The sequence below is a fragment of the Microbacterium sp. HJ5 genome (assembly GCF_054824025.1).
On record NZ_JSYE01000029.1, the window covers coordinates 70,189 to 87,579 of the forward strand.

The window sequence follows — 17,391 nt, forward strand, 5'->3', positions numbered from 1 at the left end:
GTGCTGTCGGCTAGACTCGACGCCTGTTCGACGGATGCCCCGGCTGGGGGATCGGTCGGGAGGGTTGTCCGAGCGGCCGATGGACCTGGTCTTGAAAACCAGTGGGCAGCAATGTCCCGTGGGTTCGAATCCCACACCCTCCGCACAGCTGGGGGCGTTCGAGTGAGAGTCAGCATCCCGAGAGGAATCGAGTGGCCCAGACGACCAAGCCCGCCAAGCGTGGCCGTCGCACCGTCGCACGGCACGGTGAGCTGACCTCGCCCCATCCCTTCTCGCTGATCATGAAGGTCGTCGGCGTGATCGTCGCCGTCGTGCTCGTCTCGGGCGCCGGGATCGCGGCCTACGCCCTCACCGACCTGACGGGCAGCGTCGCCGAGAACGCCGTCGCGCTCGAGGGTCAGGCCCCCGTCCCGCCCGACATCGGGGCGATCGAGGGCGGCGTCAACCTCCTCCTCGTCGGCACCGACGAGTGCGAGCCCGAGTACGCGCGATACTTCGGCGACCGCTGCACGGGCGCCGACGCGGAGGGTCAGCTCAACGACGTCAACATGCTCGTGCACATCTCTGACGAGCCGCGGCGCGTGACGGTCGTCTCGTTCCCGCGCGACCTCATGATCCCTCTGCCCGCGTGCACCGACGACGACGGCTCGCAGAACGGCGAGACGTCCAGGTCCCAGATCAACGAGGCGTGGGCGCACGGCGGCCTGTCGTGTGTCAACAAGACGATCTCCGAGCTGAGCGGACAGAGCATCCCGTTCGCGGCCAAGGTGAGCTTCGGCAACGTCATCAACATCACCGACGCCATCGGCGGGGTCGACGTCTGCATCGGCAACGGCGGCATCCGCGACATCTACACGGGCATCGACTGGCCCGCGGGCGAGCGGAACATCCAGGGCATGGAGGCTCTGCAGTTCCTGCGCACGCGTCACGGGCTCGAAAACGGCAGTGATCTCGCCCGCATCAGCAACCAGCAGCAGTACATGTCGAGCCTGGCCCGACGTCTCGTCAGCGAAGAGGTGCTGTCCGACCCTGCCACGCTGTACAGGCTCGCGACCACCGCGGTCGACAACATCACACCGAGCGAATCGCTTGCGAATCCGATGACGCTCGTGCAGATCGCCCTCGCGGTCAAGAACGTGCCGTTCGAGGAGATCGTGTTCGTGCAGTACCCCGTCGCGGAAGATCCGTCCGATCCGAATCGAGTGGTGCCGAACCACGAGGCGGCGGACGCATTGTGGGCAGCACTCGCCGCGAACCAGCCGATCGCCGTCACGAACGATCCGAACAGCGGCGGCGGTGTCGTCACGGTCGAGCCCGACCCGGGGGCCACGCCGGCACCCGATGCCACGCCGACTCCCGGTGCGACGCCGGCCCCGACCGAGACCGCCGTCGACCTGCCCGACTCGATCCCCGGCACGTCCGCGGCCGACCGCACCTGCTCCGCCGGCAACGTCAGGGCCAACGGCTGATGGCACCGCGCATCACGGCCTCCGCAGGAGGCCGGCTTCCCCTCGCGCGCCACGCGGAGCGGCGGGAGCGGCATCCGATCCTGGCGTTCTTCGCGATGGTCACGGTCGCCGTCGCCGTCGTCGGCGTGAGCGCGGTCGGGCTGACGGCCTTCAACGTGTGGGACGCGGCGAACTCGCTCAACGCCAACGCCGTCGTGCTCGGCGAGGACGAGGTCATCCCGCCGTCGCTCGGTGCCATCGAGGGCGGCGTCAACCTGCTGATGGTCGGGACGGACTCGTGCGAAGGCGAGAATGCGGCTCTCTCGGCGGCCTGTCAGAACGGCGACACCGAGGGCGAGCGCAACGACGTCACCCTGCTCGTCCACATCTCGGATGAACCTCGCCGGGTCACCGTCGTCTCGTTCCCGCGCGACATGATCGTCCCGATCCCTTCCTGCCCCAACGCGGACGGCACCGGCAGCTACTCGGCCATGAGCGCGCAGATGCTCAACGCGTCGTACATGTACGGCGGGTTGGCGTGCACCGTGCTGACGATCGAGGAGCTGATCGGCGACCAGATCGACTTCGCCGCGGCCGTCCGGTGGGCCGGCGTGATCAACATGTCCGACGCCATCGGCGGCGTCGACGTGTGCGTCACGGGTGATGTCCACGACCCCTTCACCGGCCTCACTCTCGCAGCCGGGACCCACACGCTCGAGGGTGCGCAGGCGCTGCAGTTCCTGCGCATGCGCCACGGCATCGGCGACGGATCCGACCTCGGGCGCATCTCGAACCAGCAGCAGTTCATGTCGTCGATGGTGCGCAAGCTGCAGTCCGACTCGGTGCTCGCGAACCCCGGCGTGCTCTTCACCCTCGCCACCACCGCCATCAGCCAGGTGCAGCAGAAGCAGCTGGTGCTGAGCCAGTCGCTCACGAACCCGACGCTGATGGTTCAGATCGCGATGGCGGTGAAGGACGTCCCCTACGAGGACATCGTCTTCGTGCAGTACCCCACCGTCTACGGCTCGGGCGACGGCGCGAGCCGAGTGCTGCCGGTCACGGACGCGGCCGAGGTGCTGTTCGCGGCACTGCGCGACAACAAGCCGATCACCCTGACGGGCGAGGCCAGCCAGGGGATGGCGATCGAGGTCACCGGAGAGGCTGGCCAGCCGGCGCCCACTCCGTCGGCCACGGCGGACGCCGACGGCGGGGCGACCCAGACGCCCGCGCCCGATGCCGCTCCTGCCGAGGAGCGCGTCGCCCTGCCGTCCGACATCGCTGGACAGACCGCCGCGCAGACCACCTGCACGAAGCCTCAGGACTAGCTGCCGGCGACCCGCGCGGCAGGCTCACCGCCTGCGGTGCGCAAGGCTGCGGCATCCGCTCGTTCGAAAACTTCGAAAAGGGTTGCGGTCCGCATCCTGTTATCGGTAACGTCCACCTCACGTGTGACATCGCTCGCGGACGAGCGGTGCATGAGAGGACAGGCGACGTGGACTGGACCAATACCCGAAAGAGAACGCGGGCGACCGTGGCGGCAGTGGGCGCCGCAGCGGTCATCGGCAGTTCGCTGCTCGTGACGGCACCGGCGTACGCCGACAACGCCGACATCGGCTACCCCACCTTCACCGGCAGCCCGACGCCGGTGCCGAGCACCGGGGTCGCCTACACCCCCGGCAACCAGCTGCAGCGCATCCTCGACGCCGACGTCGCCGCCGGAGCCGGTGTGAGCCCCGCGAAGGACTTCTGGATCGACGGGATGCTCGCGCGCACGGGCACCGCCGGCAGCTTCGACGACAACAACCAGTGGCTGTTCTCGCGGGGCCGCGCCGCATTCATGAAGACGCACACCCCCGGGACCCTCGGGTTCCAGGGGCAGCTCGCGTACTGGGAGTCGATCGACAACCGCGGCGGCTACACGATCGCCGCGCAGGTCGGTGGCGCGAACGTCGCCCTCACTGAGGACACCGCGCAGCGCAAGCAGACCCCCAGCTACTGGCGGAGCGTGCACCGCAACGCGGCCAGCGGCCTCGAGATCGTGCAGACGAAGTTCATCACCGACGCCAACGTGCTCGTGACCAACCTCGAGGTCAAGGCGACGTCCGGGGCGCAGAACGTCACGCTGCGTGCCACGTCGCCCTACGCGACCACGGTCGCCGGCACCGAGCTCACCGGCACGGTGGCCGCGCTCAACAACCTCACGACGCTCTTCCCGCGCTTCTCCGGCGACGGCTTCGTCCCCGACGCGGGCTCGCTCGCCCGCACCGTCAGCGTGCCCGCAGGCGGCAGCGCGAGCGTCAAGCTGCAGCTCGGCCTCGTCGCCCCCGAGATCCCGGCCTCGCGCACCGACTACGACGCGTACCGCGCGGCCACGCCCGCCCAGGCGTACGCGACCCACGTCGGCGCGTACAACCAGTGGTGGGCCGACAACATCCCGTACCTCGACACCCCCGAGGACAACATCGACAAGACGCTGTTCTACCGCTGGTGGCTCATGCGCTTCAACTACCTCGACGCCGACATCCCGGGCAACGACTACCAGTTCCCGACCTCGATGGAGGGCGTGCTCGGGTACAACAACGCCATCGTGCTCACGACGGGCATGTTCATCGACGACCTGAAGTACTTCCGCGACCCGATCTACTCGTACGGTCCCTGGGTGTCGGCCGGTGAGACGTCGAAGAGCTACAAGTTCGTCGACAATCCCGGCGACCCGGCCAACTGGTCCAACAGCTACACGCAGTACATCTCCGAGGCCGCGTGGCGCTCGTACCAGCTGCACGGCGGACCGACGGCGATCGCCGAGAACCTCGCCGAGTACGCCGAGTACGACGTCGAGGGCCTGATCGACGCGTACGACTTCAACGACAACGGCCTCATCGAGTACAGCTGGGGCGCCATGACGGGCAACGACGCCGACGCGGTGTCGTTCGACTGGCGCGCGGGCAACATGGACCGCGCCGAGAACGCCTACCTCTACTCGAACGCCAAGGCGGCGGCCGAGGCGTACCGCCTCGCCGGCAACGAGGCGAAGGCCGATGAGATGGACGCCTTCGCGCAGAACGTCAAGGAGCAGATCCTCGACGTGCTGTGGAACCCGGACCGCAACCTCCTCGAGCACGCGATGGCCGACAACGGCGAGCACGTGCCGTGGAAGGAGATCAACAACTACTACCCGTTCACGGTCGGCCTCATGCCCAAGCCGGGCGACGCGGACTACGCCGACGACTACGTCGACGCGCTGCGCCTGTGGGCGGACGACAAGGAGTACCCGATCTTCCCCTTCTACACCGCGAACCAGGCCGACAAGGCCGAGGCGGCGGCCGAGGGCGACCCGGGCAGCAACAACTTCTCGATCATCAACTCGACCGTGACGTTCCGCATGCTCAGCTCGGTGCTGCGCGACTACCCGACCGACGCGATCGACGAGGAGTGGTACAAGAAGCTCCTCTACTGGAACGCGTGGGCGCACTACCAGAACGGCGGCGACAACCGCCTGCCCGACCAGAACGAGTTCTGGTCGGACGGCTCGGCCGACCCGCAGCGCATCGGCTACCGCTCCTGGATCCACCACACGATCCTCGGCGCGACCAACTTCACGATGATCGAGGATGCGATGGGCCTGCGTCCGCGAACGGACGCGAAGATCGAGCTCGACCCGATCGACATCAACTGGGATCACTTCACCGCGAACAACATCCGCTATCGCGACAAGGACCTGACGGTCACGTGGGACGAGCCGGGCGGGGAGCGCCACTACGGCGACGCCGTGCCCGAGGGCTACTCGGTGCTCCTCGACGGCGAGCTCGCGTTCACGGTCGACGGTCTCGGCAAGGTCGTCTACGACCCCGCGACCGGTCAGGTCGAGGCGGAGGACGGGCTGACGGTCACCACCGCGAACACGTCGTCGGTCCAGGCTCCCGAGGACGTGCGGTTCGGCAACGAGGCGCGCGTCGTGGACCTGTTCGCAAAGGCGGGAGCGGATGTCGCGGACCAGAGCACCGGCAGCGCCAACCTCGCGGTGGGCAAGGCCGTGACGGCCACGCACTCCGCGACCGGCCGCGCTCCGGCGGCGGCGGTCAACGGGACGACGATCAACGAGCCCTTCTGGGGCACGGCCGGATCGCCGAACGCGAAGGACTCGCTGACCATCGACCTCGGCGGAGTGAAGACCTTCGACGACGCCCGCGTGTACTTCTACAAGACGTCGTCGTCGGCGACCGTCGGCGGTTACGCCGAGCCGTCGATGTACGCCCTCGAGTACCGCTCCGGCGGGCAGTGGCATCCGATCCCCGCGCAGGCGCGGACGCCCGTCTACCCCCGCGGCAACCTGAACCACATCCAGTTCCCCGAGGTGACCGGTGACGCGCTGCGCGTCACCGTGACCCACGCCGCCGGCGTCAAGACCGGCGTCAAGGAGGTCCAGGTCTTCCGCACCGGCGTCGAGGCGCCGCCGAGCTCCAACCAGGCGCCGCAGGTAGACGCGTGGCTCAAGCCCGGCGTCGCGATCCCGGGTCAGGCCGACCTCGTCGGCACGGCGAAGGACGACGGTCTCCCCGCGGGCGCGCTGACCTCGGAGTGGAGCGTCGTGTCGGCGCCCGCCGGGGGCCTGGCGCTGTTCGACGCGCCGACCTCGCCGTCGACGATCGCGCGGTTCACCGCCGCCGGTCAGTACGTGCTGCGGCTGACCTCGACGGACGGCGAGCTGACCACGGCGAAGGACGTCACGGTCACCGGCTCGGTGGCCACGCAGGGAACCAACGTTGCCCCCGGCGCGACGCCGACCGCCGAGTACACGGCCGGCTGGAACAACGTCAACGCCGTCAACGACGGTCGCGTCCTGCACTCGGGCGGTCAGCAGACCGACCTGTGGGGCACCTGGTCGGGCTCGCGGCCGGCGACGCGGTGGATCCAGTACCAGTGGCCGACGCCGGTGCGCGTCGACAGCACCGAAGTGGCGTTCTGGGCTGACCAGACGAACGTCACCTCGGGTGCCGGGGTCAACATCCCGAAGGCGTGGAAGGCGCAGTACTGGACCGGTTCGGCATGGGCCGACGTCACCGGTGCCGACCAGTACGGCGTCGCGCGCACTGCGACGAACACGACGTCATTCGACCCGGTGACGACGACGCGCCTGCGCCTCGTGCTCAGCGCGGCGGGCCCGGGCACGGGCGCCGAGCCGTACGCGGGCGTCGCCGTGAGCGAGTGGCGCGTCTTCGCCGAGGCGCCGAGCGGCATCGAGCCCATCGACGTCCGCACGGCCGTCGGTGAGATCCCCGAGCTGCCTGAGCGCGTCGACGCGATCTTCGCGGACGGCAGCCGCTCGTCGGAGCTCGTCGCGTGGGGTCCGATCACCGAGGACCAGGTCGCGGGCGAGGGCACGTTCGACGTCGTCGGCATCGTCGCGGGCTCGCCCGTGCCGGCCAAGGCGTCGATCTGGGTGCGGGCCACGGCCCCCGGCCAGATCAACTCGGTGGATGCGGTCGAGGTCAAGACGCCCACGGGCGTCGCTCCTCAGCTCCCCGAGTCGGTCGGGGTGCTCTACAACGACGGGTCGCGTGAGGACCTCCCGGTCGAGTGGGAGGCCGTCGCTCCGGCGGACTACGCCACCGACGGCGAGTTCACCGTCGACGGCACCGTGCAGAGCGCCATCGCCGGCACGAAGGCCGCGACCGCCACCGTCACGGTCGGCGACGGCGGCGGCGAGGGTCCCGACACGACGGTCCCGGTCGCGAGCATCTCGTTCGCCCCGGCGGCACCGGCGAGCGGCTGGCACACCGGCGCGGTGAACGTCACGGCCACGGCCACGGACAACCGCGACACGACTCCGGCGATCGAGGTCTCGGTCGACGGGGGAGCGTGGACGGCCTACTCCGCCGCGGTGTCCATCACCGCCGACGGCGCCCACACCGTGCGGGCCCGGGCGACCGATGACGCGGGCAACGTGTCGGCGATCGTCGACACGACGTTCCGCATCGACGCGACGGCGCCCAGCCTGACGCCCGTGGCCGACCCGGTCGCCCGCACGGTCAAGGCGACGGCGACCGACGCCGGCTCCGGGGTCGAGGGGATCGAGTACCGCATCGACGACGACGAGGAGTGGACCGCCTACAGCGGCACCATCCTGGTCGGTCTCGAAGCGACCACCGTGCAGCTGCGGGCGACCGACGAGGCAGGCAACGTCTCGGAGATCGAGGACGTCGAGGTGCCGGCATCCGATGGAGAGCACCGTCGCAACGTGGCGCTCCTCGCGACGCCGACCGCGTCGGTCACCGCCGGCTGGAACTCGGTGAACGGCCTCAACGACGATGTCGAGCCGACGTCGTCGGGTGACGTCAACCCGAACGACAACGCCTACGTGTGGGGCGCCTGGCCGCAGATCACCGACCAGTGGGTCCAGTACGACTGGACGGAGCCGGTCACGGTCGACGAGCTCGGCGCGTACTTCATCTCCAACCTCGATGCCGGCGGTGCCGGGATCGCGGTTCCGGAGGAGTGGAAGGCGCAGTACCGCGACGAGGCCGGCGAGTGGATCGACGTCGAGGCGTCCGGCGAGTACGGGGTCGAGGTCGACGAGTTCAACGTCGTGACCTTCGAGCCCGTCACCACGACCGGCCTGCGCCTGCAGCTCAAGGCGCAGGGCACGGTCGAGGGCCAGGGCAGCCTCGGCATCAAGGAGTGGCAGGTCTTCGAGGTCGCGGGCACGCCGGATCCGTTCGACGTCGAGGTCACGGTCGCGAACCGCTGCGTGGTCGGCAAGTCCACGCTGGTCGCGAGCGTCGCGAACAACGGCGACGAGCCGGTCAAGGTCGTGCTGACCTCGGCCTACGGCTCGAAGACCTTCGTCACGATCCAGCCGGGCACCAAGGTGTCGCAGGCGTTCTCCACGCGCCTCAAGAACGTGCCCGCGGGCTCGTTCGAGGTCGCGGTGAGCGGCGCCGTCGACGGCAAGACGGTGACCGAGGAGTGGGCCGTCGCCCACGACGCCTTCACCTGCTGACGAGTGAGGGAGCATTCGCCCGGCGCGGGTGCTCCCTCCCCTCATCCCGCTGATCCACGAAAGGGCATCCCATGGCTTTCCCCCGCACCCTCCCCCGCCGCGGCGGCGCGCTGCTCGCGCTGGCGATCGTGCTCGGCGGTGTGACGGTCCCGGTCGCGGCGCACGCGGAGGTCGCGGCATCCGTCACGGTCGGAAGAGCAGCGGATGCCTCGCCCGCCCCCGCACTGCACGTCGGCGTGCGTCAGGCCGCGGTCGGCGAGCAGATCCCCGTCACGATCGTCGGCGCCGAGGCGGGCACGACCTGGGAGATCGCCCTTGCATCGGGCGACACCGTCGTCGGGTCGGTGACCGTCGGCGACGACGGCACCGGCACTACGCTGGTCGCGCTGCCGACCGACACCGACCCGGGCTCGCTCGAACTCACCGCCACGGCCGGCGACGAGGAGATCTCGACCGCGCTGAGCAGCGCGGGCGACACGACCGCGGCGGCTGCCGAGGAAGCCGCCGCGCCTCCGGCCACGCAGGCCGACCCTGCGGCATCCGCTTCGCCGCTCATCATCGGCGGGGTGGCCGCCGCCGCCCTCGCCATCGCCGCCGTGGCCGTCCGCCGGCGCCGCACCACCTGACATCGCACGCACCAGACAACCGAGGAAGAAGGACAACGTGGTCTTGAGATCGAAGAGGACGGCAGCGGCGCTCGCCGCCATAGCCGTCGGGGCGCTCGTCGTCACACTGTCGCCGCTGTCGCCGGCGACCGCGGCGACGGAGAACCCGATCATCGGCGACGGGTCGGTGTACTCCGCCGACCCGAGCCTGCTCGCCGACGGCGACACGCTCTACATCCACGCCGGCCGCGACCAGGCCGGCACGACGACCAACGACTTCATCATGAACGAGTGGCAGTCGTTCTCGACGACCGACGTCGACGGCGGCGAGTGGGATCACCACCCGGCGATCATGCGTCCCGAGACGGTCTTCGACTGGGCCACGCCCGGCCGAGCGTACGCGGGTCAGGTCGTCAAGGGCACCGACGGGCGGTACTACTGGTACGTCCCGGTGAACGAGGCGGCCAGCACGGCGCCCGACAAGTTCGGCATCGGCGTCGCCGTGTCGGACACGCCGCTCGGCCCGTGGACCGACCACGCCGGCGGGCCGATCGTGTCGCAGACGGTCCTCGGCAACGACGCGCACAACATCGACCCCACCGTGCTCGTCGACAACGGCCGCGTCTGGATGTACTGGGGCAGCTTCAGCCGGCTCATGGCCATCGAGCTGCAGGCCGACATGAAGACGCGCATCGGCACGCCGACGAACATCACGAGCGGTGTGACCGGGTTCTTCGAGGCCGCGTGGCTCTTCAAGCGCAACGAGACCTACTACCTGGCGTACGCCGCGAACAACGCGGGGCCGACGAGCACGTGCACGCCCGCGAACTACCACGCGTGCATCGCGTACTCGACGGCGTCGAGCCCGCTCGGCCCGTGGACGTACCGCGGCCGCATCCTGGCGCCGGTGTCGTCGACGACCAGCCACCCGGCCATCGCCGAGTTCCAGGGCGAGTGGTACATGGCGTACCACACGGCCGACGCCGTGGGCGGCAACCACTTCCGCCGCTCGGTCGCGATCGACCACCTCGAGTGGGACGACACGCAGACCCCCGCGCGCATCGTGCCGGTCACCACGACCCCGGTCAAGGGTCCGAACCTGACGCCCCGGTCGAACGTGGCGCCGTGGGCGACGTCGTCCGCCTCGAACGAGCCGATCCCGACTCAGTACTGGATCAAGTCGCTCAACGACGAGCTCATCCGCCCCAACCCGCTTCCGCCGGACATGTGGGGCAGCTGGACGGGCACGCGCCCCGCGCAGCAGTGGATCCAGTACGACTGGGACACCCCGGTCCGCGTCGATCGCGCGCGCATCAAGTTCTGGCGCGACGCCGCCCCCGGCACCGGCAACGGCGTCTCGGACCCGTCGTCGTGGGTGCTGCAGTACTGGGACGCCGGGCAGTGGAAAGACGTGCCGAACCCGAGCGGGTACCCGACGACCACCACCGCCGTGCACCAGGTGACGTTCGGCGCGGTGACGACCTCCCGTCTGCGGGCCGTGCTCAACGCGTCGCCGAACTCCGCGAACCCGCCCCAGTACTCGGCGCTCGCCGTCGAGGAGTGGGAGGTGCACGCAGCGCAGCCGACATCGGTCGACGCCGTGGCGGTCGAGACCGTCGCCGGCACCGCGCCGGAGCTGCCCGAGACGGTGGCGCTGAACTACGGCTCCGACGCGCTCGCCGCGCCGGTGCGGTGGGATGCCGTCGACCCGGCCGACTACGCCGCGGCCGGTGAGTTCACCGTGAGCGGCTTCGTCGAGGGCTACGCCGCGGGGCGCGTGACCGCCACGGTCACGGTGCTCGGCGAGGACCCGTGGCGCACGAACCTCGCGCTGACGGGCACGCCCGCCGCCGAGGCCACGGCCCCGGGCTCGTCGACCGCTGCGCTCAACGACGAGGCGATCGCCTACTCGGGTGCGGCGCACCCGGTGTGGTCGGCCGCGGGCGGCGATGCCGCGACACGCTGGGCGGGCTACACGTGGGACGAGCCGGTGAGCATCGACGGCGTGACCGCGCACTTCTGGAGCGACGCGGCGGCCGGCGTGGCCGTGCCCGCGTCGTGGAAGGTGCAGGCGCTCGTCGACGACGAGTGGGTCGATGTGACCGGCGCCGACGCGTACCCGACCGTGGGTGACGCGCCCAACGCCGTGAGCTTCGACGCCGTCACCACGACGGGCATCCGTGCCGTGATGACGGCTGCCGCCGCCGACGCGGCGCACGCCGGCGTCGGCCTCGGCGAGCTCGAGGTGTTCGGCGAGACCGTCGACGCCGAGGCGCCCGAGGTCACCCTCGCCGCGAGCGGCGTCGACGGTGCGAACGGCTGGTTCCTGTCGACCGTCACCGCGCGGGCGACCGCCACCGACGACCGCGACGTGCGCACGCGCATCGAGGTGTCCGTCGACGGCGGGGCCTGGGTCGCGAGCGACAACGTGCGCTTCGCCGAGGCGACGGTGTCGGGCGACGGCCAGCACACCGTGAAGGCACGGGCGACGGATGCCGCGGGCAACACGTCGGCCGAGGCATCCCTCGCCGTCAAGATCGACGCCACGAAGCCGACCGTCGCGGGAACGCTCGACATCGCCGCCCGCACGGTCAGCGCGACCGCCGCGGACGCGGGCTCGGGCATCGCGGCGATCGAGTACGCGATCGACGCACCGACGGGCTGGCAGTCCTACGGCGCGGCGGTTCCGGTCGACGACGAACGGCACATCGTGTACCTGCGGTCGAAGGATGCCGCGGGCAACGTCTCGTCGCTGTCCTCGGTCACCGTGCCGCTGTCGCCGAACGCGCCGCTCGAGGGCAACATCGCGCCGATCGCGACGCCGACCGCGTCGTACACGTCGGGGTGGAACTCGGTGACGGCTGTCAACGACGGAGCGCTCACGGGCGCCTCGTGGGGCACGTGGCCGAACGTCGGTGAGCAGTGGGTGCAGCTGGAGTGGGATCGCGTCGTGACGGTCGACAAGGCCGGGGTGCTGTTCTTCCGCGACTCGACGGATGCCTCGAACGTGGGCATGATCCCGCCGCGCGAGTGGAAGCTGCAGTACGTCGACCTCGCCACCGGCGAGTGGAAGGACGTCGCGGCGACGGGCGCGTACGGACGATCCTCGACGGCGATCAACGAGGTCGGCTTCGCTCCGGTCACGACGACCAAGGTGCGCGCGCTCATGCAGGCGTGGGGCACCGCGAGCGCCGGCGGGTCGAGCGGCATGCTCGAGTTCGAGGTGTGGGCCGCCGAGGCCGTCGCCCCGACGCTGGATGTCGACGTGACGGTCGTCGGTCGCTGCGCGGCGGGCAAGGCGACGCTCGCGGTCTCCGCCGCGAACGGCGACGACGTGCCGGTCAAGGTCGCGATCGAGACCCTGTACGGCTCGAAGACGATCGCCGAGCTGGCTCCGGCCAAGCGCAGCACGCAGGCGTTCTCGACCCGGCTGGCGCAGCTGCCGGCCGGTGAGGTGAGCGCGGTCGTCACGGGAACCGTCGACGGCGAGCAGGTGACGGTCGAGAAGAGCGCGGAGTACGCGGCGCTCACCTGCTGATATGGCGTGACTCGACGGGCCCGGGGTGTGGACAGCACCCCGGGCCCGTTGTCGTCGGTCGGGTCTTGCGGTCGACGCATCCGCTTCGCGCACCCGCCGGGGTGTTCATGACAGGGGCGCCGTCCGCTCAGGGCGTAGCGGGCGGTTCTCACAGCGTCGGTGGTTCGTCGTAACCTGAGACCGCTCTCATCGGATGCCGGCCGCCGGCTCCCCCTCGTCGAGCATTCCCTCACCATCGGAGACGTCCCTTGCTCGGAAAACTCCTCGTCCGCTACTTGAAGGAGTACCGCTGGCTGCTGCTCGGCGTGCTCGTCTTCCAGTTCGCCTCGGCGATGGCATCCCTCTATCTGCCCCGCCTCAACGCCGACATCATCGACAACGGCGTCTCGACCGGCGACACCGCGTACATCTGGTCGACCGGCATGGTCATGCTCACGATCTCGCTCGGGCAGATCACGGCGTCGATCATCGCGACCTACTTCGCCGCTCGCGCGGCGATGGCCGCGGGCCGCGACATCCGTCGCGACGTCTACGGAAAGGTCAGCGGTTTCTCCGAGCGGGAGGTCTCGAGGTTCGGCCCCGGCTCGCTCATCACCCGCAACACCAACGACGTGCAGCAGGTGCAGATGCTCGCGATGATGGGCGCGACGATGCTCGTCACCGCCCCGCTGCTCGCCGTCGGCGGCATCATCATGGCCCTTCAGCAGGACGTCGGTCTCAGCTGGCTCATCGCGGTGTCGGTGCCTCTGCTGCTGGTGATCGTCGCGATCATCATCAGCCGCATGGTGCCGCTGTTCCGCAGCTTCCAGACGAAGCTCGACGCGGTCAACCGCATCATGCGCGAGCAGCTCACCGGCGTCCGCGTGGTGCGGGCGTTCGTGCGCGAGGGCATCGAGGAGGAGCGCTTCCGCGGAGCGAACACCGACATCATGGTGGTCGGACGCAAGGTCGGCTCGCTGTTCGTCCTCATGTTCCCGCTCGCGATGCTCATCCTGAACGTGACCGTCGTGGGCGTGATCTGGTTCGGCGGCATCCAGGTCGATGCCGGCACCGTCGAGATCGGCACGCTCTTCGCGTTCATGCAGTACGTCGGTCAGATCCTGATGGGCGTGCTGATGGCGACGTTCATGACGATCATGATCCCCCGCGCGGCGGTCTCGGCCGAGCGCATCAGCGAGGTCCTCGCGAGCGAGTCGACGCTGACGCGTGCCGAGAACCCCGTCAGCGACTTCCCCGACTCCGGTTCGGTGCGCTTCGACGATGTCGAGTTCACGTATCCCGGTGCGGAAGCCCCGGTGCTGCAGGGCATCAGCTTCGAGGCATCCCGCGGCGAGACCGTGGCGATCGTCGGATCGACCGGAGCCGGCAAGTCCACACTCGTCTCGCTCATCCCGCGCCTCTTCGACGTCACCGGCGGCTCGGTGCAGGTCGGCGGCGTCGACGTGCGCGAGGCCGACCTCGACGGGCTGTGGAAGGGCATCGGCCTCGTGCCGCAGCGTCCGTTCCTCTTCACAGGCACCGTCGCCTCGAACCTCCGCTTCGGCCGAGAGGAGGCCACCGACGACGAGCTGTGGCAGGCGCTCGAGATCGCCCAGGGCCGTGACTTCGTCGAGGAGATGGACGGCGGGCTGAACGCGCGGATCGCGCAGGGCGGCACGAACGTCTCGGGTGGGCAGCGTCAGCGGCTCGCGATCGCGCGTGCGATCGTGCACCAGCCCGACATCCTGGTGTTCGACGACTCGTTCTCGGCGCTCGACCTGTCGACCGATGCGCGACTCCGGCAGGCGCTGTGGCGAGAGCTGCCGAGCGTGACCAAGATCGTCGTCGCGCAGCGCGTCTCGACCATCACCGACGCCGACCGGATCGTCGTGCTGGAAGACGGCCAGATGGTCGGTATCGGCACGCATGAGGAGCTCTTGAGCACAAGTCCGACGTATCGAGAGATCGTCGACTCGCAGCTGGGGGTGGAGGCATGAGCGCCCCCGACGTCCTGGCCGAGGAGGAGCGCCTCGAGCTCGAGCTGGCCGAACAGGCCCGCCTCAGCGCCGACGACTGGAGCAGCGTCGCACCCGGCAAGGCATCGAACTTCGGCAAGAGCTTCGGGCGGCTGATCGGACTGCTCAAGCCCCACGCCGTCGCCTTCATCCTGGTCTCGTTCCTCGGAGCGATCGGCGTGGTCCTCGCCGTCATCGCCCCGAAGGTGCTCGGCGAGGCGACCAACATCATCTTCGAGGGCGTCGTCTCGTCGGGACTCGCAGAGCAGTTCCCGGCCGGCACCTCGCAGGAAGTGGTCGTCGAGTCGCTCCGCGCCGCCGGCCAGACCGACCTTGCCAACATGGTCTCGGCCATGCGCGACTTCACCGTGGGCGCGGGCGTGGACTTCGACGCGCTGCGGATGGTGATCGTCGCGGTCATGGCGATCTACGTGGTGTCGGCTCTGCTCACGTGGGCCCAGGGCTATGTCATCAACGTCATCATGGTGCGCACGATGTGGCGACTGCGCGAGTCGGTCGAGGCGAAGATCAATCGCCTCCCGCTGTCGTACTTCGACAAGGTGCAGCGCGGCGAGCTGATCTCTCGCGTGACCAACGACATCGACAACATCACTCAGACGATGCAGCAGTCACTGTCGACCGTGGTCACCTCGGTCCTCACGGTCATCGGCGTGCTCTTCATGATGTTCTCGATCTCGTGGCAGCTGGCGCTGGTCGCCCTCGTATCCCTTCCGCTGATGGCCGTGATCTTCGGCGTGATCGGGCCGCGCTCGCAGAAGGCGTTCGGCATCCAGTGGCGCAAGGTCGGCCGACTCAACGCACGGGTCGAGGAGTCCTTCTCGGGCCACGCGCTGGTCAAGGTGTTCGGCCGCGAGGCCGACTCGGCGGCGAAGTTCGCGGTCGAGAACGAGGAGCTCTACGAGGCCGCGTTCAAGGCGCAGTTCCTGTCGGGCATCATCATGCCGGGCATGATGTTCGTCGGGAACCTGACGTACGTGGGCATCGCGGTGCTCGGCGGGATCATGGTCGCGAACGGGCAGCTGCGGCTCGGTGACGTGCAGGCGTTCATCCAGTACTCGCAGCAGTTCACCCAGCCGCTGTCCGAGCTCGGCGGCATGGCGGCGGTCGTGCAATCCGGCACCGCGTCGGCCGAGCGTGTGTTCGAGCTTCTCGACGCCGACGAGCAGGACCCCGATGCCGACGATGCGCCCGAGCTCGCCGACGGTGCCGGCGTGATCGAGTTCCGCGGGGTGAAGTTCTCCTACACGCCCGAGCGCCCGCTCATCACCGATCTGTCGTTCCGGGTCGAGCCCGGGCAGACCGTGGCCATCGTCGGGCCGACAGGCGCGGGCAAGACCACGCTGGTGAATCTCATCATGAGGTTCTACGAGCTGAACGGCGGGCAGATCCTGCTCGACGGTCAGGACATCGCCGAGCTGAGCCGCGACGACGTGCGCTCGCGCACCGGCATGGTGCTGCAGGACCCGTGGCTCTTCGCCGGCACGATCCGCGACAACATCCGCTACGGCCGCGAGTCGGCGACCAACGGCGAGATCGTCGAGGCGGCCAAGGCGACGCGCGTCGACCGTTTCGTCCACTCGCTGCCGGACGGCTACGACACCGTCCTCGACGAGGACGCCTCGAACGTCTCCGCGGGCGAGAAGCAGCTCATCACGATCGCGCGCGCGTTCGTGGCACAGCCCTCGGTGCTCATCCTCGACGAGGCCACGTCGTCCGTCGACACGCGCACGGAGCTGCTGCTCCAGCACGCGATGGCGGCGCTGCGCGAAGGCCGCACCTCGTTCGTGATCGCGCACCGCCTGTCGACGATCCGTGACGCCGACCTGATCCTGGTCATGGAGCACGGCGACATCGTCGAGAAGGGCTCGCACGACGAGCTGATCGCCGCGCAGGGCGCGTACTGGCGGCTCTACCAGTCGCAGTTCGAGCAGGCCGCCACCGACCTCGATGCCGAAGCGGCCCTCCTCGAGCAGGGCGCCGAGGCTTCGGCTCCGGCTGTGGATGAAGACTCCGCCGAGGTGGGTGCCGCACCGCAGGCGTAGCGCGTTCGCGGGCCGGGGCCCGGGTGGCACCCTGAGGGGAGTCGCCTGGGCCGTCAAGGCCGCGCGGCGGGCAGCGATCCTGCTGCTTCAGGCCGCTGTTCGGTCCTGAGACGGCGTCCGTGACGGCCGGTCGCGCAATGTATGATTGCCGGGTGCATCCGCGCGTTCCGCGGGCGGATGCCTGGAGACGTCGCATAGTCAGGCCTAGTGCACCACCCTGCTAAGGTGGAGTCCCCTCACGGGGACCGAGGGTTCAAATCCCTCCGTCTCCGCCATGGATAGCCCCGATCAGGGGCTATTTCCGTTTCCGCGTCACAACATGTCGAGAACAATTCGTGTTCGGCTGGCCCATGAATCGTCTCGCCAGCGGGGTGATAGTCCGGTTTTCGAGCTGTGACTGAGGGTCGTGGAGCTCCTCCTGGGGAATGCTCAGGCTGAACGTCGTCACATGCCCGCCGGATCGGAGTCGAACCGACACCACCCACCGACCGCGGGGTCGACCGAGAGCTCCATGAAACCGCCGTGATCTTGGCGCACGTGGACGCGCCGGAGTACCCGATGGGGCCGCTCAGCCGACTGCGGGAGCTCGCGCCCGGAGAGGTGATCGAGGTGACCGATGCCTCGGGCGGGTCTCATCGCTACGAATTCCTCACCGTGACCTACTACCCGAAGTCGGATCTGCCCGTGGCCGATCTCTTCGCCCGCTCCGGCACGCGCGATCTGGTGCTGACCACGTGCGGAGG

General features: G+C 69.5%; 8 protein-coding genes and 2 tRNA genes. All 10 read left to right on the top strand.

Features of this window, described 5'->3' with window-relative positions; genetic code table 11:
* Positions 1-58 precede the first annotated feature (58 nt).
* Positions 59-143 (top strand) — tRNA-Ser (locus OB08_RS13610).
* Between the two features lie 48 nt (positions 144-191).
* Complete coding sequence (locus tag OB08_RS13615; protein ID WP_461475604.1) at positions 192-1,469, top strand: LCP family protein; 1,278 nt, start codon at positions 192-194, stop codon at positions 1,467-1,469.
* Positions 1,469-2,773, top strand: a complete 1,305-nt coding sequence (locus OB08_RS13620; protein WP_461475606.1) for an LCP family protein — start codon at positions 1,469-1,471, stop codon at positions 2,771-2,773. Before OB08_RS13615 ends, OB08_RS13620 begins: the two co-directional genes overlap by 1 nt.
* 206 nt (positions 2,774-2,979) lie before the next feature.
* A complete protein-coding gene (locus OB08_RS13625) occupies positions 2,980-8,448 on the top strand; it encodes an OmpL47-type beta-barrel domain-containing protein (RefSeq protein ID WP_461475608.1) in 5,469 nt (1,822 codons plus the stop codon).
* A 71-nt stretch (positions 8,449-8,519) separates the two neighbouring features.
* Positions 8,520-9,074, top strand: coding sequence for a hypothetical protein (locus OB08_RS13630; protein WP_461475610.1), 555 nt, complete (start codon positions 8,520-8,522; stop codon positions 9,072-9,074).
* Positions 9,075-9,111: 37 nt separating this feature from the next.
* Positions 9,112-12,591 carry a family 43 glycosylhydrolase gene (locus tag OB08_RS13635; protein WP_461475612.1) on the top strand — a complete coding sequence of 1,160 codons (3,480 nt, stop codon included), beginning with the start codon at positions 9,112-9,114 and terminating at the stop codon, positions 12,589-12,591.
* A 248-nt stretch (positions 12,592-12,839) separates the two neighbouring features.
* Positions 12,840-14,567, top strand: a complete 1,728-nt coding sequence (locus OB08_RS13640) for an ABC transporter ATP-binding protein (protein WP_461475614.1) — start codon at positions 12,840-12,842, stop codon at positions 14,565-14,567.
* A complete protein-coding gene (locus OB08_RS13645) occupies positions 14,564-16,648 on the top strand; it encodes an ABC transporter ATP-binding protein (protein ID WP_461475616.1) in 2,085 nt (694 codons plus the stop codon). Before OB08_RS13640 ends, OB08_RS13645 begins: the two co-directional genes overlap by 4 nt.
* 183 nt (positions 16,649-16,831) lie before the next feature.
* Positions 16,832-16,923, top strand: a tRNA-Ser gene (locus OB08_RS13650).
* A gap of 247 nt (positions 16,924-17,170) precedes the next feature.
* The coding region (locus OB08_RS13655) for a class F sortase (RefSeq protein WP_461475618.1) at positions 17,171-17,391 on the top strand (221 nt) is incomplete at its 3' end.